This window comes from Parvibaculum sedimenti (genome assembly GCF_009184905.1).
Lineage (GTDB): Bacteria > Pseudomonadota > Alphaproteobacteria > Parvibaculales > Parvibaculaceae > Parvibaculum > Parvibaculum sedimenti.
In genome coordinates this window covers 209,472-233,335 of sequence record NZ_WESC01000001.1, presented here as the reverse complement: position 1 = coordinate 233,335, position 23,864 = coordinate 209,472, and the positions used below count along the sequence as shown (strand labels likewise).

Genomic DNA, 23,864 nt, shown 5'->3' with positions numbered 1-23,864 from the left:
AGGATTGTAGGCGAAGCGTCGGCCAGTGCCAGCGCTTCCAGCTGAAAGACCGTCAGTTGGCAGCCGGCATATCGGGGCCGGATGCGGGATCACAATAGGCGCGCCAGGCAAGATGACGCCGCGCGGCGTCTCCACGCATCGAATCCGGCTCCTCGGCAACGATACGGCGAAGCTCGTCGTCGCTCAGCCGCGTCAGATCGATCGGCCCCAGACTCGCAATGGCCGCCCGCATGGCATGCTGGCTGTCATAGAAGGAGATTCGGCGTCGCCGCGTCAGATGTTTCCAGAAGCTCATGAAAGACATAGCCGCTGCCTCTTTCTGTCCCGGAGCGCCCACAATCCCGGAACGCTCCCACCGGGGAAGCTCTCCGGATGCAACATACACAAACAAGCCTTATGAATATATATCTAATGTTCTATATTATTGGCAATGGCCAAAAGGGGAGTGAGCAATTAGGTCTATCCAAATCAAGCGGTAATCCAGGGCATCCAGCCGCTTGGCTTGGCAGGGCCGATATGTTCCCCTTCACCCCCCATTTGCCCCAATTGCGAGCCCGACCCATGACAAAGCCGCTTCAGATTGCCCATCGCGGGGGCTCCGGCCTTTGGCCTGAAAACACGATGGAAGCCTTCGAGCGCGCCATCGAGCGCGGCGCGGACGGGATCGAACTCGACGTGCATCTGAGCCGCGACGGCATTCTCGTCGTCCATCACGACGAGAGCCTGAAGCCAGCCATCGCGCGAGGGCCGGAGGGAAAATGGCTCGACCGGCCAACGCCGCTCATCAAGGAGCTCAGCTTTGCCGCGCTGCAGGCCTATGACGTGGGCCGACTGCGTCCCGGCTCACGCTATGGCGCTCATTATCCCGACCAGACGCCATTCGACGGCGCACGTATCCCGAAGCTCGAGGATGTCTATGACCTGGTGAAGCGGAAGGCGAAGCCCGATTTCCGGCTCTATGTGGAACTCAAGACCGCACTGCTCGACCTCGCACAATCAGCGTCGCCCGCGCCCCTGGCGGAAGCCGCCGTGGCGCTCGCCCGCCGGAAGGGCATGGCTGAGCAGACCACCTTCGTCTCCTTTGACTGGCGCGCGCTTGCCCATGCGAAAGCCATCGCGCCCGAGATCGGCAATGCCTTCACGACATCGCCCTTCTTCCAGATCGACCCTGCCGACACTTCGGCAACGCGCGACGCGCCCGGATCGGAAGATGCGGCAATGCGCAAGGCGTCAGCCAATGGCGCCGATTTCTTCGCGGGCTTCGACTGGCGTGCCCAGCAGGGCGCGAACTTCGCCGAGCGGCTGCTCAAGGCCATCGCGGCGGCGCCCGCCAACGGTTGGTTCGCCTGGTATGGCGATGTGACATTGGAAACGACAGCACTCGCGAAATCGCTGGGGCTTGAAGTATCCTGCTGGACGGTCGACGCGGCAGATGACATGCGTCGCCTCGCAGGCTTCGGCGTCGACGGCATCCTTACCGACCGGCCCGACGTGCTGAAGGCAACGCTCGGCTGATACGCAAAAAGAAGGGCCCGGCGCCTCACGGCGTCGAGCCCGTCCTCGTCCCGATCAGGGCGCGGCTGCCTTACTTCGGCGCCAGCACCATGACCATCTGTCGGCCTTCAAGACGCGGATGCGCCTCGACCTTGGCGATATCTTCTACCTGGTCCCTGACGCGAATGAGAAGCTGCATACCGAGCTCCTGATGCGCCATTTCGCGGCCACGGAAGCGAAGCGTGACCTTGACCTTGTCGCCTTCATCGAAGAAGCGAAGCATGCTCTTCATCTTCACGTCATAGTCATGCGTGTCGATGTTCGGGCGCATCTTGATTTCCTTGACCTCGACGGTCTTCTGCTTCTTGCGCGCTTCGTTGGCCTTTTTCTGGGCCTGAAATTTGAATTTGCCGAAATCCAGAAGCTTGCACACGGGCGGCTTGGAATTGGGCGACACCTCGACGAGATCGAGTCCTGCCTCTTCCGCCATCCTCATGGCTTCCACTGTGGGGATCACGCCCCGCTTTTCGCCTTCGGCATCGATGAGCAGAACGGTCGACTCATCAATCATTTCGTTGATGCGCGGGCCCTCGCGGGTGGGCGGCGCCTGAACTGGTCTGCGAGCTATGTAACCTTCTCCTTTAGCTGGTCCGCCATGCCCGGGGAGCGGGATTCGCTCGGCTGAAAGGGCTCAAAGGCCCGAAATCGGGCCATCGACGGACGATCATTGCTGCAAAGCTATAGATTTGAAGTGCGCCCCCCGCAAGTCAAGAAACGGGCTTCACCTGCGGCAGAGCCGCTCGAAGCGCCTCAGGCCCATGCCATTGTGGCATCGGCCACACACAAAAGCGCATGAAACGCGTGAGGGCGGACATCTCAAGATCGTAGATATGTCCGATATGGGCCCAGGAGATGCGCCGCACAAGGGCGAGAAGCCGGACAGGCCCTCGCGCCGCGCCATCGGTCCAGATCGTGGTGCACAGCCCTGCAAGACGCGGAGCCGCGTCGGGCGTGGTGAGCAGGATCACTTCCGACCCCGGATGGAGCCGGGCAACCGCGTCGAACATGTCGCGCGGCGTTTCTCCATGCCTGCCTGCATCGAAGAGGATCACGAGGACCGGCTTCGGCTCAGCCACCGCGCTTCGCCCCACCATGCTTCGCAGCGCTGCGTTTATCCCGGCTGCGAGCGATCAGCCGCGCATAGACGTCGAGCGTCGCCCCGGTCATGGCCCCGACCGAATAATGGGCGAGCGCATTTGCCCTGCCCCGCTCTCCCATGCCGCGGCGGGCTTCAGGCGTGAGTTCGAGGACGGCCTTCATGGCCGCCGCGAGCGCCTTTGCGTCATTGGGCTCGACCGCGAGGCCCGTCGCATTCTCGATGCCGCCCGTCATTTCCGGCGTCAGCACCGTTTCGCGCTGGCCGCCCGCATCGCTGACGATCACCGGACGGCGCATCGACTGCGCCTCGACCGCGACGCGGCCGAAAGGCTCCGCCTCGATCGAGGGAGAAAGCACGACATCGCTCAGCGCATAGGCCGCCGCCATATCGTCGCAGTGGCCGACAAGGGCGACATGGCGGGCGAGGTCCGGATCGCCGATCATGTCCTGCACCTCCTTCACGAAGGCGTTGCGCCCCTGCGCGTCGCCGACAAGGAGAAGCCGGAAGCCGGTAACGCCGCTCGACAGCAGGTCCGCCGCCGCCTGAATGGCGAGCTTCTGCCCCTTCCAGCGCGAAATGCGCGCCGGCAGCAAAAAGATGGCGCGCCCGTCATCCAGAATGTTCCAGCGCAGGCGCAGCGCCGCCATGCGCTCCGGCTCGACAGCGGCTTCGTCGAGATAATCCGTGTCGACACCACGCGGCACGACGAAGAGGCGAGCTGGATCTGGCGCATGAACGCGGCCGATGCGTTCCGCCGTATAGGAAGAATTCGCGATCACAGCGTCGCCGCGCGTCATCACGGAATTGTAAAAGACCTTGAGGCGCGGCGCTTCATGCACCTTGGAATGATAGGTGGTGACGAAGGGAAGGCCGAGACGATGGGCGGCGGCGAGCGCGCTCCACGCAGGCGCGCGGCTTCGCGCATGAATGAGGTCGATCTTCTCGCGCTCGGCGAGGCGCGTCAGACGCTCGACATTGAGCGCCATGATGATGGGATTCTTGGAGTGGACATCCATGTCAACATGCTCGCCGCCGGCGGCAATAAGCTCATTGAGCAGCCGTCCGCCCGAACTTGCGACGACGGCGCGCCCGCCCGCCGCAATGATGGCCCGGGCCATGTCGATGGTCGTGCGCTCCGCGCCGCCAATATTGAGCGACGGAATCACTTGCAGGATCGCGGGGCGTGGCGACAGGTTTTCGAATGAAATGGACACGGCTCGTCTCTGCCTGATGTATGTTTTGCCGGTCGACCCGGCCATCACCGCGATACATAACAGACAATGACCGACAGCCCAGACCCCCGCAAGCTCGCCCGTCCCGACGGCGAAAGCCTCGCTTACCGGATCGAGAGGCCCGCGGCGCCCGCAGGCCCCACCGGCCTCACATGGCTCGGCGGCTTCAAATCCGACATGACGGGCACGAAGGCTGGGGCTTTGGCCGAATGGGCAAGGCGCGCACGGCGCCATTTCCTGCGCTTCGACTATTTCGCGCATGGCGCATCATCGGGCGATTTCAGCGAGGCGACCATCGGCCACTGGCGCGAGGATGCGCTGGCCGCAATTGACGCGCTGGCCGAGGGGCCGCAGGTGCTGGTCGGATCGAGCATGGGGGGCTGGATTGCGCTGCTCGCAGCCCTCGCGCGGCCCGAGCGCGTCAAGGCGCTCATTCTCATCGCGCCCGCGCCGGACTTCACCGAAGAACTGATGTGGAAGAACTTTTCGGACGAAGTGCGCGAGATATTGCTGCGCGATGGCGTTTATCGCCGCCCGTCCGAATATGACGAAGAGCCCTATGAGATCACGATGAAGCTGATCGAGGAGGGGCGGAGCCACCTTCTGCTGGACCAGCCCATCCCGATCAAGGTTCCCGTACGTATCCTGCAGGGCATGGCCGATCCCGACGTGCCGCGGAAACACGCCATGCGGCTCGTCGATGCGCTGGAATCGAACAATGTCGCCATCACGATGACGAAGACCGGCGATCACCGCCTCTCGACACCGGAAGACATCGCACGGCTGACGCAGACGATTGAAACGCTGCTCGCCGAAATCGAGTCTCGCTGAATCCAAACACCGGCGCAAAAACGAAAGAGGCAACCCAACCGGATTGCCTCTCGCGTCGGAATCCCGAACTGCCTTGCTCAGAGCTGCGGCAGTGTGCGGTCTTTCTTGTAGAAATAGGCGCGAGCGTAATTGGTAAGCTCGCCATCGCTCGGGTGGTCGACCGTTTCGATGCCGACGACCTTGGCCGCAAGCGCCGGATGCTTGGCCTGAAGATGCTTCAGGAAGGCGAACTTCGCATTGGCCGGACCGACGATCAGAATTTCGCCGAAGCCGTCGAGGCCCTTGGCGACTTCCTCGTAATAGGCCGGGTCTTCCGGGGCGCGCCAGTTGCGCGACTTTCCGGCGCTGTGCTGCGTATGCTTGACCGCCTGATGATGCTGCAACGTAGCCGTCGCATGTTCGTCCGGATTGAAGGAAACGATGCGGGCTTCGTGATGGTCGATCCAGACAGCGGCGTGATAGTGAGTCATTCAGGTATCTCCCTTGTATGCAGTCACATTAGCTCAAACGCAGGCATGGCTCCCTGAGCCAGATCAATGCCGCCCGCGTCAGTTTGTCTCGAGTTCGACAAGCGCGTCCAACCCCTCGCGATAGGTCGGATAGGCAAGCAACACCCCAAGCTCCTCGCGGATGCGCCGGTTCGAGACGCGCTTCGATTCCGCATAGAAACTCCGCGCCATCGGTGAAAGCTCGGCCTTCTCGAAGGGGATCTCGGGCGGTGGCTCGCGCCCGAGAAGCAGGGCCGCGTAGGCCACAACATCCTGCGGCGGGGCGGGCTCGTCGTCACAGACATTATAGACCGCGCCGGGATTGGGCCGCGCGATCGAGGCCTCGAGCACGGCACCTATGTCCTCGACATGAATGCGCGAAAAGACCTGCCCCTCCTTTACGACGCGCTTTGCGGTGCCGTCGAGAAGGCTGCGGATCTGATTGCGTCCGGGACCATAGATCCCGGCGAGCCGGAAGATATGAAGCGGAAGCCCCGCGTCGGCGGCGAGCCCGCGCCACGCCTCCTCGGCGGCAAGGCGACGGCGGCCGCGCTCCGTCGACGGCGCGAGCGGCGCATCCTCCGTCACCCAGTCGCCGCCGCGATCGCCGTAAGGCCCCGTTGTCGAGAGATAACCCACCCATTCGAGGCTGGGCGCCAGTGCCGCAATATCCCGCGCATGGGCGGCGAAAGCCGGGTCGCCCGCCGCGCCGGGTGGAATGGATAGGAGAAGGTGGGTCGTGCCGCCAAGCGCCGCCGCCGGACCGGCGAGCGGATGCCCCTCGTCGAAAAGATGCATCTCAAAGCCCTTCGCGGCAAGCGCCACGGCCTTTTCCACGCCCCGACAGGTGCCGGCAACGGCGAAGCCCTGTTCGCTCAATCGCCGCGCCAGCGCCTCGGCGCTGAAGCCAAGGCCGAAGCAGAAAAGTCGTTTCCCCGTTTCTTTCACCACGGCTCCGTCTATAGGCTGCCCCATTACCGGCTATTGACTTGCAATGCGCCCGCGCCTCGGGGAGGTTATCGCCCATGATGACCGTCAGACAAAGCCTCCCCCTTCTCGCCCTGCTCACCGCGCTTGGGCAGGCCTCGCCCTCCCGCGCCGCAGAGCCTGCCAAACCGGCGGAGCCGCACAGCTACGAAGCTTGCGTCGCACTGACGGACCGCGAGCCCGTCAAGGCGCTCGCCTATGCCCGGGACTGGAAAGCGGCGGCTGGCGGCAATGCGGCGCTTCATTGCGAAGCGCTGGCGCTTTCCGCACTGGGAGAACTCGACGAAGCCGCGGCCCGCTTTCAGGAACTGGCCGATGCCATGACGGACGCGCCGGCCGAAACACGCGCCGAAATTTACGGGCAGGCGGGAAGCGCATGGGCGGTCGCAGGCAATCTCGCCAAGGCGCGGGCGGCCTATGACGCAGCGATAGAGCTTCTGCCGGGAGTGCCCGAACTCTACCTGGGCCGCGCGCAGGTCCGGGCGCTCGAAAAAGACTGGGACGGCGTGCGCAAGGATGCGGGCGAGGCCTTGGCCGAAAGCCCGTCTCTCGCGGCGGCTCTCACGCTCCGCGCGACCGCCTTGCGCAATCTCGGCCACCCGAAAGCGGCGCTCGCGGATGTGGAGCGCGCAGTGTCGCTCGCGCCGCACAATCTCGATGCGCTGCTGGAACGCGGGCGCATGCGGGCCGAGACGGGCAATCTTTCCGGCGCGAAGGCCGACTGGATGACAGTTGTCCGTTTCGCGAAGCAGACGGGCCGCGCTTCCGATCCCGCAGCCGCAGCGGCTCAGGCGCTGCTCGACAAATCGGAAAAACCCGCGCAATAGCGCCACTCTTCCCGGACGCTCTCATCCTCCTCGCGCGACAGCGCATCGGCGGCGAGCGCCCTTGCCTCATCGGGTACGAGCACGCCCAGCGCCCAGACCGCCATGGCGCGGACGAGCGCCGCATCATCGCCGAGCCGCTCGCGCACCAGGGCCAGGAAATCCTTGTCGCGCGAATTGCCGATGGCGATCAGCACATTGCGGATGAAGCGGTCGCGCCCCACGCGCTTGATCGGCGAGCCGGAAAAAAGTGCGCGAAACGCCGTGTCGTCGAGCATGACGAGATCGGCAAGATGCGGCGCGCGTAATTCGTCTCGCGCATGGAAGGCGGCTTCGCGCGCCTCCGACGCGAACTTGTTCCAGGGACAAACGGCAAGGCAATCGTCGCAGCCATAAATGCGGTTGCCCATCGCTTCGCGAAACTCGCGCGGGATCGCCCCCTTGTTCTCGATGGTGAGATAGGAGATGCATCGCCGCGCATCGAGTTCGTAAGGCTTGGGAAAAGCTGATGTCGGGCAGATGTCAAGGCAGCGATGGCACTCGCCGCAGCGATCTTCATGCGCTTCGTCGGCTTCGAGTTCCAGCGTCGTAAAGATCGAGCCGAGAAAGAGCCAAGAGCCAAAATCGCGTGAGACGAGATTGGTGTGTTTGCCTTGCCAGCCGATGCCCGCCGCTTCCGCAAGCGGCTTTTCCATGACGGGCGCGGTATCGACAAAGACCTTCACCTCGGTGCCGCTCGTCTCGGCGAGCCAGCGGGCCACCTGCTTCAGCCGAGATTTGACGAGGTCGTGATAGTCGCGGTTCTTCGCATAGACCGAGATCGCGGCACGGTCGTGCTGTTCGAGCAGCTTCAGCGGATTTTCGTCAGGTCCGTAATTCATCGCCAGCATGACGACGCTTTTCACATCTGGCCAGAGAATGCCGGGATGGCCACGGCGTTCCTCCGTGCCCTCCATCCAGCCCATCTCGCCGTGACGCCCGGCAGCGAGCCATTCACGCAGACGCGATGAGGCAAGCGGCGTCGCATCGGGACGCGTGATGCGGACGACGTCGAAGCCTGCCTCCTTCGCACGCGCGACGAGCGCGGGCTTCAAACCCTCCGCTGTCGTGGCGCGATCAGAAGTCGAGATTGGCATAGAGCTTTGTCGGCGGCATGCCCGGCACATGATCGGCGAGGATCTGCCGGAAGGCGGGGCGCGATTTTATGCGGACATACCAGTCCTTCGCGCCGGGGAACTGGGTCCAGGGCACGTCGCCCACATAGTCGAGGCAGGAGAGATGCGCGGCGGCAGTAAGATCGGCCAGCGTCATCTCCTCGCCGGAGAGCCAACGTCGCTCCTCCATGAGGTAGGAGATATAATCAAGGTGATAGCGCAGATTGTGGAGCGCGGCGCGAACCACACCCATGTCGGGGGCGCCACCGCCTTCGGAGGCGCCGAGGAAACGGCGCGTCACCTTTTCGAAAATCAATCCGTCCGAAACTTCGGCGGCGAATTTGCGGTCGAACCAGTCGACAAGGCGGCGCGTCTCGGCGCGATCCATCGCAGTACCGGGAATGAGAGGCATTTCCGTCGCCGTCTCTTCCAGATATTCGCAGATCGGCATGCCGCCCGAGATGACGGAACCGTCTTCCTCGACCAGAACGGGCACTTCGCCCGCGGGGTTAAGCGCCAGGAATTCGTGCCGTCGCTCCCAGTCGCGCTCCTCGACAAGCTCGAAGCCGATGTTCTTTTCCGCCAGCGCAAGGCGCACTTTGCGGCAGGCAGGGGAGATGAGCAGGTGATAAAGCTGACGCATGTTCTCGCAGTCTAAACGTGGGAAAGGGCCCGCGCCCTCACTTGGAAGATGTCCGGCAGTGCGGCCCGTTCATCGAGGCCAGTCCGTCGATGATCGGGCAGTCGGGCCGGTCGTCGCCATGACAGCGGTCTGCGAGGTCCGCGAGCGTCGCGCGCATCGACCTCAATTCCTCGATCTTCTTGTCGATCTCGGCGATGTGGCCTTCGGCAATACGCTTCACATCGGCGCTGGCGCGGGCCTTGTCGCGATAGAGCGCGATAAGATCGCGGCATTCATCGACGGTGAAGCCGAGATTGCGCGCGCGGGCGACGAAACGCAGAGTGTGAACGGCTTCCTCCGTATAGGAACGATAGCCGTTCGCGGCCCGATCCGCGCTTTCGATGAGCTCGATGTCTTCGTAGTAGCGGATCGTCTTTGCCGGAACGCCCGAGCGGGTCGCAACCTCGCCTATGTTCATGATGCCTTCCGCCCTTTGAGCGGCCTCATTCCGTCACATGAAGCTGTTCGAACTGCCCGCGGCGGCGGAAGCGGCCGAGATAGGCCGGCAGGATCGCTTCCATGCCGGTGGGCGCGATGCCAAGGCCGTTGAACGTGCGGCTTTCCTTCTGTGCAGCCTCGCTCACCACATTGTCGAGCGTGACGAGGTGAAGCTGGTCGACCGTGAGCGCTGGATTGGGCAGAAGCTGCAGGATCGCGGCAAGCGGCTTCGCGAGGAAGACCGGCAGCGGCAGCAGAATACGCTTGCGGCCGATCTCGCGCAGCGTGAGCTCCATCAATTCGCGGAAGGTCGCGGTTTCCGGTCCGCCGAGTTCGAAGACCTTGCCGTCGGCCGCGCCCGTTTCGAGCGCACGGACGATCGCCTCGGCCACATCCTTCACATAGACGGGCTGGAACTTCGTCTTGCCGCCGCCGATGAGCGGCAGGAAGGGCGACAGCCGCGCCATGGCGGCGAAGCGGTTGAAGAAGTCGTCTTCAGGCCCGAAGACGACCGAGGGGCGCAGGATCGCGGCATTGGGCATCTGGGCCAGAACGGCCTGCTCGCCCAGCGCCTTGGTCCGCGCATAGACGGACTTGCTCTCGGCGTCGGCGTCGATGGCCGAGACATGGACGAAAATGCCCACGCCTGCCGCCTTGGCTTCACGGGCGACCCTGTCGGCGCCGCCTGCCTGCACGCTTTCAAAACGCTGGGGACCGGCTTCATGGAGAATGCCGACGAGATTCACGACCGCATCCGCGCCTTCGAGGGCGGCGCGGACGGAGCGCGTATCGCGGATATTGGCCTGAACGGGCTCGACCTGGCCCACATCGCCCGTTGTCTTGACGAAAAGCGCCTCATTAGGGCGCCGGACGGCGACGCGGATGCGGTAACCCCGCCGCGCCAGCGCCTGGATGGCGTGGCGGCCAATGAATCCCGACCCGCCAAACACGGTAATCAGGCTTCCCGGCCGCAGAGCAGCCCGCTTATGTTCAGTTCCAGTCCCGGCCACGCTCTTCTCGCCTCCAACTGCCTCAAATCCGCCTTGGCCCCGGTTTGAGCCGGCGCCGTCACATATGTCCTTGATAGCCCAACGGCCTGCCCGCGGCAAAGGCTTCGGAATGCCGCAATTGCGAGTTGCCGGGGTGTCGGAGACACGGAAATCCGTTCCAGGCCTCCAGGGTCCATTGACAAGCCTTCGCGCGCTATTTAAGTCTCCCCCCGGTTAGCCCAGGTGGCGGAATTGGTAGACGCACTAGCTTCAGGTGCTAGCGCTCGCAAGGGCGTGGAAGTTCGAGTCTTCTCCTGGGCACCATCTTTCTCTCGCTCCTCGGCGACCTGAACGCCGGGGCTGCTTTCAAGGCCTGAACCTTGAAGGCACCAACGGAGCAAACGAGGCGTTATGGCGATCACGCTGCACAAGGGCGACCTGCCTGCCGGCTTGAGCTTCGGTTCGAGTGTGGCGGTCGACAGCGAAACCCTCGGGCTCAACCCTCATCGCGATCCGCTCTGCCTGGTCCAGCTTTCAGCTGGTGACGGCAACGCCCATCTCGTACAGCTCGACCGTTCGACCTATGACGCGCCCAACCTGCGCGCGCTCATGGCCGATCCTTCCGTGCTCAAGATTTTTCATTATGCGCGCTTCGATGTGGCGGTGATGCAGAAATATCTCGGCGTCGTCACGACGCCGATCTACTGCACCAAGATCGCCTCGAAGCTGGTGCGCACCTATACCGATCGTCACGGGCTGAAGGATCTCTGCAAGGAGCTCCTCAACATCGATCTGTCGAAGCAGCAACAAAGCTCGGACTGGGGCGCGGAAAAGATTTCCGAAGCCCAGCTAGCCTATGCGGCCTCCGACGTGACGCATCTGCATGAGCTCAAGGCGATCCTCGACCGAATGCTCGCCCGCGAGGGCCGCATCGAGCTTGCCAAGGCCTGCTTCGCCTTCCTGCCCGTGCGCGCCTCGCTCGATCTCGCCGGCTGGCCCGAGGAAGATATTTTCGCGCATTGAGGCCGGTGCCGCGACCAGCGGGCGGCCGGCGCGTAAAGCCGCGCTTTCGTTGACGCTTGAAGCCCCTTACGCGCATAATCGCCAACGTGAACATGCCATCGTCCAAACGATGTCCAAAGCGTCCGGACGGACCGGGGCTGAAGCAAGGCCTCTCGAAAGAGCCGGATTCCTCTGTATGCGGAACGAAACGGAATGAGCGAGTCGCTCGGCGAGAGCGAGGCCAACGCCGGGAAACGGCGCGGGGCCCCATTGCAGGCGCGCCCTCCGGCTTCGCGCCATAGCCGCTTTGTCTCGGCGATGAAGGTCGCGCTGCCGCTCGGCGCCATAGCGCTCTTCGCGACAGTGCTCATCTATTCCGGCGCCTTCGACACCCATGACAAGCTCGATATCAGCTTCCGCGAGATTTCGACGCCGAACAACGACCTGCGCATGGTGAGCCCGCGCGTGACCGGCCTCGACGGGTCGGGGCGGCCCTATGTACTCACCGCCGACACGGCGACGCAGGCGCCGGGCAAGCCGAACCATGTCACGCTCGACAATGTGCAGGCGGACCTGAAGCTCGAAAACAACACGGACTGGGTTTCGCTCTCCTCGACGACCGGCCTTCTCGACACGGAAACGCAGACGCTCGACCTCACCCAGAAGATCGACATCTACGCCTCCACGGGCTACGAGTTTCACGGCACTTCGGTCATGGTCGACTTCCGCAAGGGCACCGTCTCCAGCAGCACGCCCGTCGAGGGGCACGGGCCGCTCGGCACGTTGCGCGCGGACAGCATGACGGCCAACAATGCCAATCGGACGCTCCATTTCCAGGGCCGCGTCAAAGTGCGAATCTACGGGCAAGAGGGTAAGGGGAAGCAGTGATGACTGGAGCACCGAGGCAGGCCGCCAAGCGCCGAAATCAGGCTATCGCCTGCGCCGTCCTTCTCATCGGCGCAAGCCTTGCCTTCGGCGCCCCGGCCCGCGCCGCGGAAGCCGCCCCCCGGGACCCGCTGAGCGGTTTTGCCACCAATCCCGACGCGCCCATCGAGATCGAGTCCGATTCGCTGGAGGTTCAGGACCAGCAGCATCAGGCGACCTTCATCGGCAATGTGGTCGCGACGCAGGGCGGCATGAAGCTCCGCTCCGACCGCCTCAAGGCGAGCTACGCGCAAGGCACCGGCGGCAAGACCCAGATCCAGGAAATCGTCGCCACCGGCAATGTCCATGTCATGTCGAAGGACGACCAGTCCGCGGATGGCGACTGGGCCCGTTATGTCGTCGCCAAGCGCAACATCCTGATGGGCGACAAGGTGGTGCTGCGCCAGGGCAAGAACATCATCCGGGGCACCAAACTGACCATCGATCTCGCGACCGGCAGGAGCAAGATCATCGGCGGCGCCGAGGCCGGAGCCGCGAAAACCGGCTCGACCGGGCGGGTTAAAGCCCTCTTCCAGCCCCCTCCGAAAGAGAAAAAATAAAAGAAGTCTGGTAAAAGACCTCATTTCATACAAATTTAATGCCAACTGCTATCAGATGATGGCGAATGAGTGAGGACGTCCCATGCAAAGCCGCGCCGCAACAGAAGAGACCAGGTCCCATGAGGGGCCGCGCCTCGTTGCGAGCAATCCCGGCCTCTCGGTCGAGAAGATCGGCAAGAGCTTCCGACGCCGTCCGGTCGTGCGCGGGGTAAGCTTCGATGTGCACCGGGGCGAGGCCGTCGGCCTGCTCGGCCCCAATGGCGCGGGCAAAACAACCGTTTTCTACATGATCACCGGGCTCATCGCGCCGGATTACGGCACGATCTCGCTCGATGGCAGCGACATCACCAGCCTGCCCATGTATCGCCGGGCGCGGCTCGGCATCGGCTATCTGCCGCAGGAAGCCTCGATCTTTCGCGGTCTGACCGTCGAACAGAATATCCGCGCCGTGCTCGAAGTGATCGAAAACGACCGCGACCGCCGCGAGGCGACGCTGGACGATCTGCTGGCCGAATTCTCGATCACCCATCTTCGGCGCACGCCTTCGGTGGCGCTGTCGGGCGGCGAAAGGCGGCGCGTGGAAATCGCGCGCGCGCTCGCGACACAGCCCTCCTTCATGCTGCTCGACGAGCCTTTCGCTGGCATCGACCCGATCGCCATCGGCGACATTCGCGATCTCGTCGCGCATTTGAAGGATCGTGGCATCGGCGTTCTCATCACCGATCACAATGTGCGCGAGACGCTGGAACTGATCGACCGCGCCGTCATCATCCATGACGGCCATGTGCTGATGGAGGGCGAGCCCTCCGAGATCGTTGGTAACGAGGATGTCCGCCGCCTTTATCTCGGCGAACGTTTCTCTCTTTAGTGGCGTAACGGGCATGGGGCCGCATCACAAATGGCACTAGGACCGCGGCTAGAACTCCGCCAGGGCCAGGCTCTGGTGATGACCCCGCAGTTGCAGCAGGCGATCAAGCTGCTGCAGCTCTCCAATCTCGAACTCGCCAACTATGTCGAGCAGGAACTCGAGCGCAATCCGCTGCTCGAGGCCAATGTCGCCGAGCCCGAGATTGCCGAGCGCTCGGTCGACACGCGCGAAGCCGAGAGTGATTTCGAGGCGGCGCCCACGACTGAAACGGCGCTGACGCTGAGCGAGGACGGGCCCCTGCCTTCCCGCGACGGCGACCTCGATACCGATTACGACAATGTTTATGCCGATGAGAGCCGCAGCGACGCCGCGAATGATGTTGCAGCGGAGACGCCGGGCATGCAGGGCTCGGACTGGCAGAACCTCCGCAATGGAGGCGGCGGTGGCGACGGGGAGTTCGGCTTCGAATCGACGCTGACGCGCGAGACGACGCTTTCCGAGCATCTGACCGAACAGCTCAACATGGCGATCAAGGACGAGCGCCAGCGCATGATCGGCGCCTATCTGATCGATCAGGTCAATGAGGCCGGCTATATCACAACCGACCTGTCGGAGATCGCAGACCGGCTCGGCGCGTCGCTCGCGGATGTCGAACCGGTGCTCGCTACCCTCCAGACCTTCGACCCAGCCGGCATCTGCGCGCGCAGCCTCAAGGAATGCCTCGCGATCCAGCTCAGGGAGCGCGACCGCCTCGATCCGACGATGCAGATATTCCTCGACCATCTCGAGCTTTTCGCGCGACGCGACTTCGAGTTGCTGATGAAGCTCTGCAATGCCGATCGCGAGGACATCGCAGGCATGGTGGAGGACATACGCGGCTGCAATCCAAAGCCCGGCCTCGCATTCGGCAACGAACCGGTGGTGCCGGTCATTCCCGATGTCTTCGTGCGCCAGCGCGCCGACGGAAGCTGGGCCATCGAGCTCAATTCAGAGACGCTGCCCCGCGTGCTGGTGAACCAGCAATATTACGCCGAGGTGAGCAAGTTCTCCGCCGACCCCAAGGCGAAGTCCTACCTGTCGGAATGCCTCAACAACGCCAACTGGCTCGTCAAGAGCCTCGACCAGCGCGCCCGCACCATCCTCAAGGTCGCGTCCGAAATCGTGCGCCAGCAGGACGCCTTCCTGATGTATGGCATTCAGCATCTCAGGCCCCTCAATCTGAAGACGGTGGCCGACGCGATTTCCATGCATGAGTCGACGGTCTCGCGCGTCACCGCGAACAAATACGTCGCGACGCCGCGCGGCATATTCGAGATGAAATATTTCTTCACCTCCTCGATCGCGTCGAGCGAGGGCGGCGAGGCGCATTCCGCAGAAGCGGTGCGTCACCGCATCAAGGAACTGATCGAGGCGGAGCTGCCCAACGCGGTTCTCTCGGACGACAATATCGTCGATATCCTGAAAAAGTCTGGTATCGACATCGCTCGCCGCACGGTTGCAAAGTATCGGGAAGCCATGAACATCCCGTCCTCGGTCCAGCGCCGGAGGGACAAGAAGGTCTATGCCTGAGCCCGGCGCGAGGGCCTTCAACCCCGCACCGGATTAAACTATGATTATGAAATTAAACGTGTTTTTTACCTCGGAAGGAGCTGGTTGACACCCCCCGACCGTGCAATTAGGTTGCCACGCGCTCAACGTCCCCCTGGGTCAAGCGAGGGTAGGCGCACAGGGGATGACAGCACGTTGAGCCGCCGATGCAATGATGACACGGCGCCCGGAGATGACGCGGCAGCCGGACCGAGGTACAGAGGTTGGTACGCCAAGGCTCAACTCAATAAGAGCCGTCCATAGTCAGCGCGACGTGACCCGGAAAGGTCTCCTATGCAAGTTCAGGTCAGCGGTCATCATCTCGACGTCGGAGATGCGCTCCGCACCCATGTCACGGAACGTCTCGAGCAGAGCGTCGGGAAATATTTCGACAAACCCATAAACGGGCATGTGATCTTCACCAAGGAAGGCTCCGAGTATCGGGCCGATTGCTCGGTACATCTGAACTCGGGCATGCACATCAACACGCAGGGCCGGTCGCACGACCCCTATGCGTCTTTCGACGGCGCGGTCGACAAGCTCGACAAGCGCCTGCGCCGCTACAAGAGCAGGCTCAAGAGCCATGCCAAGGACAAGCAGGCGTTGCCGGTCGAATCCGCCCGCTCCTTCATCATCGAGGCGAGCGACGAGCACGAAGAAGTGTCGGTCGACGCCCCGCCCGTGATCATCGCCGAAGGCACCACCTCGATCCCGCGCCTGAGCGTGGGCGACGCCGTGATGCAGATGGATCTCATCGATGCGAAGTTCGTCGTCTTCCGCAATGGAGCGACGGGCGGACTGAACGTCGTCTATCGCCGTGAGGACGGAAATATCGGTTGGATCGACGCTGGCATCGATTCTGCAAAGCCTTGATCTACACATCGGCAAAGCCCGACCCGGACGCCGCCTTCGCGGCGCACCGGGGTTGAGTAAAACCGCAAGACAGGACCGGACCATGGAGCTTGAAGATCTGGTGTCGCCCGAGGGGGTGATCGCCCACCTCAAGGTCACCAGCAAAAAGCAAGCCTTGCAGGAACTATCCGCGCGCGCCGCTGCGCTGACAGGCCTGTCGGAGCGCACGGTATTCGAGACGCTGCTCGAGCGCGAGCGCCTCGGTTCGACTGGCGTTGGCCAGGGCATCGCCATTCCGCATGGCAAACTCACGGAGCTGACACGGCTTTACGGGCTTTTCGCGCGACTGGAGACGCCGATCGGCTTCGAATCGGTTGATGATCAACCCGTCGATCTCGTCTTCCTGCTGCTCGCGCCGGAAACCGCGGGCGCCGACCACCTGAAAGCGCTGGCGCGCATCTCGCGTCTGCTGCGCAATCCGGCAGTCGTCGAAAAACTTCGCGCAAGCGACGATCCGGCGGCCCTGTTCGCGATCCTCACGGAACCCGTGGCGACCCACGCGGCCTGAGGCGTCGGCACCAAACAAAAAGCCCCGGTGGAACCACCGGGGCTTTTGCTTTGACCTGACGGTCGGCGCCATTAATGGACGCTGAGCGGTTCCAGATCGTACTGACGCGCGCCTGCAAAAGCGGCATCGCGGTTATCAAGGACTGCCATGCGATCGCCATTCGCGGCATGAACGGCGTAGAGCTTCGTATCGGCGGGAACGTCAATCTCCGAGCCGAGATCGCTTGCAAGCTCACCCGCGAGCACTTCACGCACATAGACGATGTTCGGCATGCCGACATTGGCGAAGAGCTCCGGCGTCAGATGGCGCAGATCCTGCGTACCCCATCCGCTCTGGCCTTCCAGTTCGAATTCTTCCTTGTCGTTACGCATTTTACGCTCCTTTCGCGCCGTCCCTCTTCTGAGGCAACGGACGTCACTGGTCGTCTTTACGTAGCCGGGGCGGACGATACGCCCCCTCCAATTTCAATCTGGCGCACCAGCTTCGACGGTTCCGGCCTGATGAGGTCGATCGCGAGGAGGCCATTGTCGAGCCTCGCTGCTCCGACATCGATTCCCTCAGCCAGAACGAAAGCACGCTGGAACTGCCGTGCGGCAATGCCGCGATAGAGATAGACGCGGCCTTCTTCCTCGCGTTTGCGTCCGCGAATGACGAGCTGATTGTCCTCGACGGTGACTGAAAGCTCGTCGCGGGCAAAGCCGGCGACGGCCAGCGTGATGCGCAGCACCCGTTTCGGCGTCTCGCCTTCGAGCCGCGTCACCTCCTCCACATTGTAGGGAGGATAGCCGTCGGACCCCTTGGCGACCTGTTCGAGCAGTCGTTCCATCTCGTCGAAGCCGAGCAGGAACGGGCTGTTGAACTGCACCATGCGCGTCATTACCAAACCCCTTCGCCAAAGCCCTTTCAAAAGCGACCCGGTTACATCCGGCCCGGCAGCCTCGCCGCCAAGCCGTGCGGCCCTTTACGGCACCGCTTGTGCTCAATGTGGGGATTAGCATGCGCTCTTGCAAGCGGCGCACGCGGAGCCTCTGCCCGAACGGCCGAGGCGAAATTAAATGCCTGTATCCGCTGGGAAATTTTGCCCCCGGGGTTGAATTCGAGACTGCAATACCGATTAAGAAGAGGAGGGAGGAACCCAATCATCCGGCATCCGTTTCAAAAGACGGACTGCCCTCTAACCAAAGAGGTCACGCAATGATCGAACTGCCTCCCCTTCCCTATGCCCAGGACGCGCTTGCGCCGTATATCTCCGCCGAGACGCTTGGCTTCCATCACGGCAAGCATCACAAGACCTATGTCGACACGGCGAACCGGCTGATCCAGGGCACCGCATACGAAAAGCTCCCGCTCGAAGAGATCATCAGGAAGTCGGCCGGAAAGCCCGACGACAAGAAGATATTCAACAACGCCGCCCAGATCTGGAACCACACCTTCTACTGGCACTCCATGGCGCCACAGGGCGGGGGAAAGCCGACCGGCAAGCTCGCAGACAAGATCGAGCAGGATTTTGGCAGCTTCGAAAAATTCAGCGAGGCCTTCAACGCGGCGGGCACCGGCCAGTTCGGTTCCGGCTGGGTCTGGCTCACGCTCGCGGAAGGCGAGCTCAAGATTCTTGCGACGGCGAATGCCGACAATCCGCTGACGCATGGCGAAGTGGCGCTGCTCGTCTCCGACGTCTGGGAACACGCCTATTATCTCGACTACCAGAACCGCCGCGCGGATTACCTCGTGACTTTCCTCGGAAAGCTCGCGAACTGGAAATTTGCCGAGCAGAATTTCGCCCACGCAAGCGAGGCGACCAAAGCCGCCTGATTTCTGCCGCTGAAATGAACAAGGCCGGCTCAGCGAGCCGGCCTTTTTGCGTCATCATGCCTCAGCCAGGACGAACACCGGCGACCACTTGTCGCGTTCCGGCGAGGACGAACCGGGCGCAGCCTTGCGGCAACAAGAAATTCAAGAAAGTGGCCGCAATGGAGGAGGACGAGAGGTTTCTCGGAGAGGTCCGCGCTTTCCTCGATGAAAAGCTGACACCGGAACTCCGTACCGCAGGGCGCCGGACGGTCGGCACACATTCGCAGATCGAGGCCTGCCGCGTCTGGCACCGTCGTCTGTATGAACGCGGCTGGATCGCGCCTGCTTGGCCGCGCGCCCATGGCGGCACGGGTTGGACGGCGCGGCATCGTTTCCTCTTCGAGCAGGAATGCGCCGCCAACGATGCGCCCCTCCTTTTTGCCGGGGGATTGCGCAGTCTGGGGCCGCTGCTGATCGCGGAGGGAACGCCGGAGCAACGCGAACGCTATCTCAAGCCCATCCTCACCGGCGACGATCTCTGGTGTCAGGGATTCTCGGAACCGGGCGCCGGCTCCGATCTCGCCGCGGTCAAGTCTCGCGCCATCGCTGACGGCGATCACTATGTCCTCAACGGCTCGAAGATCTGGACGACAGGCGCGCATCACTCGAACCGCATGTTCGCGCTGATGCGCACGTCGCAGGGTACACGGCCGCAGGAAGGCATCACCTTTCTTCTCATCGACATGGACATGCCAGAAATAAAGGTCGAACCGATCATCAGCTTTGACGGCGAACATGAATTCAACCAGGTCTTTTTCGACGACGTTCGTGTACCCATGGCGAACCGCGTCGGAGCGGAAGGCGATGGCTGGTCCGTCGCCAAGCAGCTCATGCGTTTCGCGCGCTCGAACAACACGACGAGCGGCTTGCTGCGCCGCGCGTATCGTGGCGTGGAACGCCTGCTTGCGCTCGGTGGCGGTGCAACTGACGAAATACGCCTCCGCCGCGCCGCAGTCGAAATCGACATACGCAGTTTCGAGAGCTTCGAATTGCGGCTGCTGACCGGGGGGCGGTTGTCCGGCGACGATGAGATCGCGTCGTCGCTGATGAAATCCATGGCGAGCGAACTTCACCAGCGCATCACCGAACTCGGGGTCGAAGCCGCTGGCCCCTACGGCGCAGTGGCCGAACATCTCAATGGAAATGCGTCGCCGCTTGCCGAGGAAGCGGCCCATGCGAGCTGCAAGTATTTCAGCACCCGCGCGGCAAGCATCTATTCCGGCACCAACGAAACGCACCGGAACATCATCGCGCGTTCGCTCATCGACCTGCGCTCTGCCTGAAGCGGAGCGGCGGAAAGCAAAAGGGCCGGTGCTCACCGCGACCGGCCCTCTTTTCATAATTTGCGGAAATTACTTGCGGCCCTTCGGCGCGCCGGCCGTCTTGCTGCCGGCCGCGTTCGCGAAGGGGGAAACGGTCACTTCGACCTTCTTCTTGTCCTGCTTCGGCTTCTTCGCTTCTCTGCTGCTCTTCTTCTGACCTTTGGCCAATTTGATCTCCTGTCGGGCGGCGCGGAAGCACCAGCCTCTAAGATTTAACCTTATCGCGGTTCACGACGCGAAGCTCCGATAATCAGCGGCCTGCCGCCGCCGGGCCCTGCGCGGAAAGATAAATCTTGCGCTTTTGCCCCCTGAGGCCCATTCATAGCCGCAAAGCGGGCTCGCGAACGCCGCCCGCGCCATTTCCATGATCGCCCCCAGATGATGCCCATCGGAGCGAAAAGCCTCGGTGAGAGCCCATGCAGAACCACAAGTTCAAGGTCGGCGAGACGGTCGAATTCCATCCCGGCGCGTCCTATCTGGCCAAGACGCGCGGCCATTATGTCGTCATGCGTCTCCTGCCCTCGGAGGGCAATGGCTTCCAGTACCGCGTGAAGAATGTTGCCGACGGGCATGAGCGCATCGTGCGCGAAGGCCAGATCGAGTAAGCGCGGCGGTTTGTCTCAGACACCGCGAAGCCTGCGACGGATTGGCACCGTTCACTGACAATGTGACACATAGCCCGTGGCAAATCCGAGACTTAGCATCCGCCTCAAATGGGGGAGAAACCCGACGCGCGAGTCGGGAGAGGATGCGAGCCATGATCCAGTACGCGGCCGTCGAAACGGCAAAAGTCGAACGAGAACCCTATCCGCATTTCGTCGTGCCGAATTTTCTCGGGCCCGACAATCTGAAAAAAGTCATTCGCGATTTTCCCGATCTCGACATGGCGGGCCTCTTTCTGCCGGAAGCGACGCATTCCGGCCCCGTCTTCGAGAAGCTTCTTGCGGAACTGGCCGGACCAAAGCTCCGCGCCATGGTTTCCGAAAAGCTCGATGTCGATCTGGCAGGGCGGCCCGCGCTCATCACGCTGAGAAGCTGCTGTCAGGCGGGCGATGGACAGATCCACGCGGATTCAAAATTCAAGCTCGCGACGCTTCTCCTCTATCTCAACGAGCCTTGGGCGCCGAAGGGCGGACGCTTGCGCGTGCTGCGCTCGCCGACGGACATGGATGATTACGCCGCCGAGGTTCCGCCCGAGGGCGGCACGCTCTTCGCCTTCAAGGTGCAGCCCAATTCGTGGCACGGGCATGAGCCCTTTGTCGGCCCCCGGCGTTACGTGATGCTCAATTACTGCCGCGACGAAGACGTGATGATGCGCGAAGCGGCGCGGCACCGCCTCTCGGGCCGTGTGAAAAAGTTCAAGCGTCTCTTCGGCGTAGGCAAGGTACCGGCGGCGCTTGTACCGATGCCGCAAGAGAGAACGGGACTGAGATGAGTGACAGCGTAACCGTCGCCCGCGCGTTTTCCGATTGCCTCGATCGCGCAAAGCTCGACACGCATCCCTATCGTCACTGGCTTTTGGCACAGGCGCTGCCGGACGACGTTGCCCATGCGATCCCGGCGCTCCCGGTCGAGGCGCCGGAAATCGGCGACACGCTCGGCAAGCGCGAGACACATAACTCGACGCGCAATTTCTTCTCGGTCGAGAACCGCAAACGCTTCCCCGTCTGCGAGGCCGTGGCGAGCGCCTTCCAGTCGCCCGAAACCGTGCGCCACCTCGAAAAAGTGACCGGCATATCGCTCAAGGGAACCTCGCTCCGCATCGAATATTGCCAGGACCGCGACGGATTCTGGCTGGAGCCGCACACCGATATCGGCGCAAAGCTCTTCACCATGCTGATCTACCTGTCCGACAGGCCGGATGCTGAAGGCTGGGGCACCGATATTTACGATGCCAGCAAGCGGCATCTGGGCTCCGCACCGGGCGGCTTCAACAAGGGTCTGATCTTCATTCCCGGCGAGGACACATGGCACGGCGTCGCCAAGCGCGAATATGCAGGCATCCGCAAATCGATCATCATCAACTATGTCGTACCCGAATGGCGGGCGCGGCATGAGCTCGCCTTTCCCGACGAACCCATTGCCTGACCGTCACTCACCCGGCGTGGAGGGGTGAAGCGGCGGGATCACCGCCGTGACGAGTTGCATCTTCCCGGAAATGACACCGCGCGTGGTTATCATCTCGTCGGCAATCGCCTGAAGCGTTCTTGCCGGCCCCTGCACGAGGATCACCTCCATCGTCTGGTTATGGACGAGATGGACGTGCAGCGAGGAAATCACTTCCGCGACATGGCGATATTGAAGATCGGCGAGATGCTTCTGCAAGCCGCTCACCGAATTGTCGTAGAAAAGCGTGATCGTGCCCGCCATGACGTCGTCGCCGCGCTCGCGCTTATGCTCCACCAGAAACTGGTGGAGCATGTCGTTGATCGCCTGCGAGCGGCTGGCGAAGCCGCGCGCCTCCACCATCTCGTCAAGCTCGGTCAGCAGCTCCTCGGGGAGCGAGATGCTGATCCGGCTGACGGGACGGTTCTCGGAGCGGCCATTTTCGATCTCGGCCATCGTCAATCCCCAATAATCACAACTCAGAACATGTGGCTATAGCGCTCGATTTCCCACTGGCTGACCGAGAGGTGATAGGCGTTCCACTCTTCGGTCTTGTACTTGACGAATTCATCGCGCAGTTCCTTGCCGAGCGCACGCTCCGCTAGTGGATCGGCGGCAAAAGCGGCGACCGCTTCCTGCAGCGTCTGCGGCAGGAAATGGATGCCGCGAGCCTGCCGCGCCTCCTCCGAAATCGTATAGAGATTATCCTCATTCGGCTCGCCCGGGTCGATCCCTTCGCGAATGCCCTCGAGACCGGCGGCGAGAGCGAGTGTTGCCGCCAGATAGGGGTTCACCGCGCCGTCGGCATTGCGCGATTCGCAGCGTCCGCCGCCCGCAGGCACACGGACAGAATTGGTGCGGTTGTTCGAGCCGTAGGAGTTGAACACCGGCGCCCAGGTGAAGTAGCTCATCGCACCCTGACGCACGAGCCGCTTGTAGCTGTTCACCGTCGGTGCGAAAGCGGCGCAAAGCGCAGGGCCGTGCTTCAGGATGCCACCGATGAATTGATAGCCGATCTTCGTGAGGCCGAGCCCACGCGGGTCGTCCTTCGGATCGCAGGCAAAAGCGTTCTTGCCAGTCGCGAGATCCGACAGCGACATGTTGAAGTGAGCCCCATTGCCCGTCTTGTTGGCGAAGGGCTTCGGCATCATGGTCGCGAGGAGACCTTCTTCCTTCGCATAGTGCTTGGCCATGTCGCGAAAAAAGATCAGCCGGTCGCACATGGTGAGCGCATCGGCATACTGGAAGTCGAACTCGTACTGGCCGTTCGCGTCTTCATGGTCGAAGGAATAGAGATCCCAGCCGAGATCGTTGATGCAGGTCGCAACCTTGTCGAGCCAGGTGAACTGGTCCATGAAGCCGCGCACGTCGTAGCAGGGCTTCACCAGCTTGTCGTCGGGATTGGGCACGGAAAGTGTGCCGTCCTCATTCTGCTTCAGAACGTAAATCTCGCATTCGATACCGAGATTGAAGCCGAAGCCCATGCTCGCCGCATCGGCAAGGGCGTTCTTCAGCGCAACGCGTGTGTTGAGCGGATAAGGCTTACCCTGAAAGCCATTGTCGGCGGGCATCCAGGCAACCTTGGGTTCCCAGGGAAGCTGGATGATGTGGTTGAGATCGGGGATGGATGTGATCTCGTCATCATTCGGCGCCTGCCCGAGGCCATCCAGCGCATAGCCGGTGTAGCGCTCGGAACCGTGGGCCATGTGTTCCAGATGATCGATCGGCACGACCTTTCCCTTGGGCACGCCGTGGATGTCCACATAGGCGCCGATACAATACTTCACGCCCTTCTGCTTCAGCTCCTGCATCAGCTTCTTGATGTCGGGGGTCGCGGTCATTTTTCTCTCCGTCTCGCAGTTAAAGCTCCGCCGCTTGCGGAAACGCGCTTCTTCCGCATGGCATAAGTTCAAGGTGTCGAAGGCTCTTTCGGGGTGGGCCGAGCC

At 62.5% G+C, this 23,864-nt stretch carries 30 protein-coding genes and 1 tRNA gene; 16 read left to right on the top strand and 15 right to left on the bottom strand.

Annotation, left to right across the window (positions count from 1 at the left end; translation table 11 throughout):
* Positions 1-52: 52 nt before the first annotated feature.
* Entirely contained in the window at positions 53-304 is a 252-nt protein-coding gene (locus F2P47_RS01115) for a hypothetical protein (RefSeq protein ID WP_152214316.1), read from the bottom strand.
* Between the two features lie 257 nt (positions 305-561).
* Between F2P47_RS01115 and F2P47_RS01110 the strand changes: the two genes are divergently transcribed.
* Positions 562-1,515 carry a glycerophosphodiester phosphodiesterase family protein gene (locus F2P47_RS01110; RefSeq protein WP_185680881.1) on the top strand — a complete coding sequence of 318 codons (954 nt, stop codon included), beginning with the start codon at positions 562-564 and terminating at the stop codon, positions 1,513-1,515.
* Between the two features lie 70 nt (positions 1,516-1,585).
* On the opposite strand, the gene infC is transcribed toward F2P47_RS01110, so the two are convergent.
* The 3 genes from infC to F2P47_RS01095 form a co-directional block, all read right to left on the bottom strand.
* Positions 1,586-2,122: a translation initiation factor IF-3 gene (gene infC, locus F2P47_RS01105; protein WP_152214314.1), complete on the bottom strand. Its 537-nt coding sequence runs from the start codon at positions 2,120-2,122 to the stop codon at positions 1,586-1,588.
* Positions 2,123-2,261: 139 nt separating this feature from the next.
* Entirely contained in the window at positions 2,262-2,630 is a 369-nt protein-coding gene (locus F2P47_RS01100; protein ID WP_152214313.1) for a hypothetical protein, read from the bottom strand.
* Positions 2,623-3,867, bottom strand: coding sequence for a glycosyltransferase family 4 protein (locus F2P47_RS01095; protein WP_246176676.1), 1,245 nt, complete (start codon positions 3,865-3,867; stop codon positions 2,623-2,625). Before F2P47_RS01095 ends, F2P47_RS01100 begins: the two co-directional genes overlap by 8 nt.
* A gap of 66 nt (positions 3,868-3,933) precedes the next feature.
* Between F2P47_RS01095 and F2P47_RS01090 the strand changes: the two genes are divergently transcribed.
* The gene (locus tag F2P47_RS01090; protein ID WP_152214311.1) at positions 3,934-4,716 is read left to right on the top strand and encodes an alpha/beta hydrolase; all 783 of its coding nucleotides are present in this window, start codon (positions 3,934-3,936) and stop codon (positions 4,714-4,716) included.
* Between the two features lie 77 nt (positions 4,717-4,793).
* On the opposite strand, the gene F2P47_RS01085 is transcribed toward F2P47_RS01090, so the two are convergent.
* Both F2P47_RS01085 and F2P47_RS01080 read right to left on the bottom strand, forming a co-directional pair.
* Positions 4,794-5,186: a translational machinery protein gene (locus tag F2P47_RS01085; protein WP_152214310.1), complete on the bottom strand. Its 393-nt coding sequence runs from the start codon at positions 5,184-5,186 to the stop codon at positions 4,794-4,796.
* 78 nt (positions 5,187-5,264) lie between these two features.
* Positions 5,265-6,152 (bottom strand): SDR family oxidoreductase, encoded by an 888-nt coding sequence (locus tag F2P47_RS01080; RefSeq protein WP_246176675.1) that lies wholly within the window; start codon positions 6,150-6,152, stop codon positions 5,265-5,267.
* Positions 6,153-6,229: 77 nt separating this feature from the next.
* Between F2P47_RS01080 and F2P47_RS01075 the strand changes: the two genes are divergently transcribed.
* Positions 6,230-7,018, top strand: coding sequence for a hypothetical protein (locus tag F2P47_RS01075; protein WP_152214308.1), 789 nt, complete (start codon positions 6,230-6,232; stop codon positions 7,016-7,018).
* Here the strand turns inward: F2P47_RS01075 and queG are convergent.
* The 4 genes from queG to F2P47_RS01055 are packed head-to-tail and all read right to left on the bottom strand — an operon-like array spanning position 6,979 to position 10,239.
* Positions 6,979-8,151: a tRNA epoxyqueuosine(34) reductase QueG gene (queG, locus tag F2P47_RS01070; protein ID WP_152214307.1), complete on the bottom strand. Its 1,173-nt coding sequence runs from the start codon at positions 8,149-8,151 to the stop codon at positions 6,979-6,981. The genes F2P47_RS01075 and queG overlap by 40 nt on opposite strands.
* Positions 8,132-8,812 (bottom strand): glutathione S-transferase family protein, encoded by a 681-nt coding sequence (locus tag F2P47_RS01065; RefSeq protein ID WP_152214306.1) that lies wholly within the window; start codon positions 8,810-8,812, stop codon positions 8,132-8,134. The genes queG and F2P47_RS01065 overlap by 20 nt, the downstream gene beginning before the upstream one ends.
* A 37-nt stretch (positions 8,813-8,849) precedes the next feature.
* On the bottom strand, positions 8,850-9,269 hold the full coding sequence (cueR, locus tag F2P47_RS01060) for a Cu(I)-responsive transcriptional regulator (protein ID WP_152214305.1): 420 nt from the start codon (positions 9,267-9,269) through the stop codon (positions 8,850-8,852).
* Positions 9,270-9,294: 25 nt separating this feature from the next.
* A complete protein-coding gene (locus F2P47_RS01055; RefSeq protein ID WP_343032298.1) occupies positions 9,295-10,239 on the bottom strand; it encodes a complex I NDUFA9 subunit family protein in 945 nt (314 codons plus the stop codon).
* Positions 10,240-10,515: 276 nt separating this feature from the next.
* Between F2P47_RS01055 and F2P47_RS01050 the strand changes: the two genes are divergently transcribed.
* The 8 genes from F2P47_RS01050 (at position 10,516) to ptsN (ending at position 16,639) form a co-directional block, all read left to right on the top strand.
* Positions 10,516-10,602: transfer RNA gene (locus F2P47_RS01050), tRNA-Leu, on the top strand.
* Positions 10,603-10,689: 87 nt separating this feature from the next.
* The gene (locus tag F2P47_RS01045; protein WP_152214304.1) at positions 10,690-11,301 is read left to right on the top strand and encodes a ribonuclease D; all 612 of its coding nucleotides are present in this window, start codon (positions 10,690-10,692) and stop codon (positions 11,299-11,301) included.
* 192 nt (positions 11,302-11,493) lie between these two features.
* On the top strand, positions 11,494-12,168 hold the full coding sequence (lptC, locus tag F2P47_RS01040) for an LPS export ABC transporter periplasmic protein LptC (RefSeq protein WP_152214303.1): 675 nt from the start codon (positions 11,494-11,496) through the stop codon (positions 12,166-12,168).
* A complete protein-coding gene (lptA, locus tag F2P47_RS01035) occupies positions 12,168-12,764 on the top strand; it encodes a lipopolysaccharide transport periplasmic protein LptA (protein ID WP_152214302.1) in 597 nt (198 codons plus the stop codon). The genes lptC and lptA overlap by 1 nt, the downstream gene beginning before the upstream one ends.
* A gap of 82 nt (positions 12,765-12,846) precedes the next feature.
* Positions 12,847-13,632, top strand: a complete 786-nt coding sequence (lptB, locus tag F2P47_RS01030) for an LPS export ABC transporter ATP-binding protein (RefSeq protein ID WP_152214301.1) — start codon at positions 12,847-12,849, stop codon at positions 13,630-13,632.
* A gap of 30 nt (positions 13,633-13,662) precedes the next feature.
* Positions 13,663-15,201: an RNA polymerase factor sigma-54 gene (rpoN, locus tag F2P47_RS01025; protein WP_152214300.1), complete on the top strand. Its 1,539-nt coding sequence runs from the start codon at positions 13,663-13,665 to the stop codon at positions 15,199-15,201.
* A 312-nt stretch (positions 15,202-15,513) separates the two neighbouring features.
* Positions 15,514-16,092, top strand: a complete 579-nt coding sequence (gene hpf / locus F2P47_RS01020) for a ribosome hibernation-promoting factor, HPF/YfiA family (RefSeq protein WP_152214299.1) — start codon at positions 15,514-15,516, stop codon at positions 16,090-16,092.
* An 82-nt stretch (positions 16,093-16,174) separates the two neighbouring features.
* On the top strand, positions 16,175-16,639 hold the full coding sequence (ptsN, locus tag F2P47_RS01015) for a PTS IIA-like nitrogen regulatory protein PtsN (protein WP_152214298.1): 465 nt from the start codon (positions 16,175-16,177) through the stop codon (positions 16,637-16,639).
* A gap of 71 nt (positions 16,640-16,710) precedes the next feature.
* Here the strand turns inward: ptsN and F2P47_RS01010 are convergent, their stop codons facing one another.
* Together F2P47_RS01010 and F2P47_RS01005 are read right to left on the bottom strand one after the other, a co-directional pair.
* The gene (locus F2P47_RS01010) at positions 16,711-17,010 is read right to left on the bottom strand and encodes a DUF1150 family protein (protein WP_152214297.1); all 300 of its coding nucleotides are present in this window, start codon (positions 17,008-17,010) and stop codon (positions 16,711-16,713) included.
* A gap of 56 nt (positions 17,011-17,066) precedes the next feature.
* Positions 17,067-17,516: an Hsp20 family protein gene (locus tag F2P47_RS01005; protein ID WP_152214296.1), complete on the bottom strand. Its 450-nt coding sequence runs from the start codon at positions 17,514-17,516 to the stop codon at positions 17,067-17,069.
* A gap of 317 nt (positions 17,517-17,833) precedes the next feature.
* On the opposite strand from F2P47_RS01005, the gene F2P47_RS01000 reads away from it, so the two are divergent.
* Positions 17,834-18,451 (top strand): superoxide dismutase, encoded by a 618-nt coding sequence (locus F2P47_RS01000; RefSeq protein ID WP_152214295.1) that lies wholly within the window; start codon positions 17,834-17,836, stop codon positions 18,449-18,451.
* A gap of 158 nt (positions 18,452-18,609) precedes the next feature.
* Positions 18,610-19,773, top strand: a complete 1,164-nt coding sequence (locus F2P47_RS00995; RefSeq protein WP_152214460.1) for an acyl-CoA dehydrogenase family protein — start codon at positions 18,610-18,612, stop codon at positions 19,771-19,773.
* A gap of 69 nt (positions 19,774-19,842) precedes the next feature.
* On the opposite strand, the gene F2P47_RS17565 is transcribed toward F2P47_RS00995, so the two are convergent.
* A complete protein-coding gene (locus F2P47_RS17565; protein WP_185680880.1) occupies positions 19,843-19,980 on the bottom strand; it encodes a hypothetical protein in 138 nt (45 codons plus the stop codon).
* Between the two features lie 248 nt (positions 19,981-20,228).
* Here F2P47_RS17565 and F2P47_RS00990 point away from each other — a divergent pair, with 248 nt between their 5' ends.
* The 3 genes from F2P47_RS00990 to F2P47_RS00980 all read left to right on the top strand — a co-directional run bounded on the left by F2P47_RS00990 (position 20,229) and on the right by F2P47_RS00980 (position 21,900).
* Entirely contained in the window at positions 20,229-20,417 is a 189-nt protein-coding gene (locus F2P47_RS00990; RefSeq protein ID WP_152214294.1) for a hypothetical protein, read from the top strand.
* Between the two features lie 152 nt (positions 20,418-20,569).
* Complete coding sequence (locus F2P47_RS00985; RefSeq protein ID WP_152214293.1) at positions 20,570-21,247, top strand: 2OG-Fe(II) oxygenase family protein; 678 nt, start codon at positions 20,570-20,572, stop codon at positions 21,245-21,247.
* Entirely contained in the window at positions 21,244-21,900 is a 657-nt protein-coding gene (locus F2P47_RS00980) for a 2OG-Fe(II) oxygenase (RefSeq protein WP_152214292.1), read from the top strand. The genes F2P47_RS00985 and F2P47_RS00980 overlap by 4 nt, the downstream gene beginning before the upstream one ends.
* Positions 21,901-21,903: 3 nt before the next feature.
* Here F2P47_RS00980 and nikR read toward each other — a convergent pair whose 3' ends face one another.
* Together nikR and glnT are read right to left on the bottom strand one after the other, a co-directional pair.
* Positions 21,904-22,374, bottom strand: a complete 471-nt coding sequence (nikR, locus tag F2P47_RS00975) for a nickel-responsive transcriptional regulator NikR (protein WP_152214291.1) — start codon at positions 22,372-22,374, stop codon at positions 21,904-21,906.
* Positions 22,375-22,397: 23 nt separating this feature from the next.
* Complete coding sequence (glnT, locus tag F2P47_RS00970; protein WP_152214290.1) at positions 22,398-23,759, bottom strand: type III glutamate--ammonia ligase; 1,362 nt, start codon at positions 23,757-23,759, stop codon at positions 22,398-22,400.
* Positions 23,760-23,864: the final 105 nt, after the last annotated feature.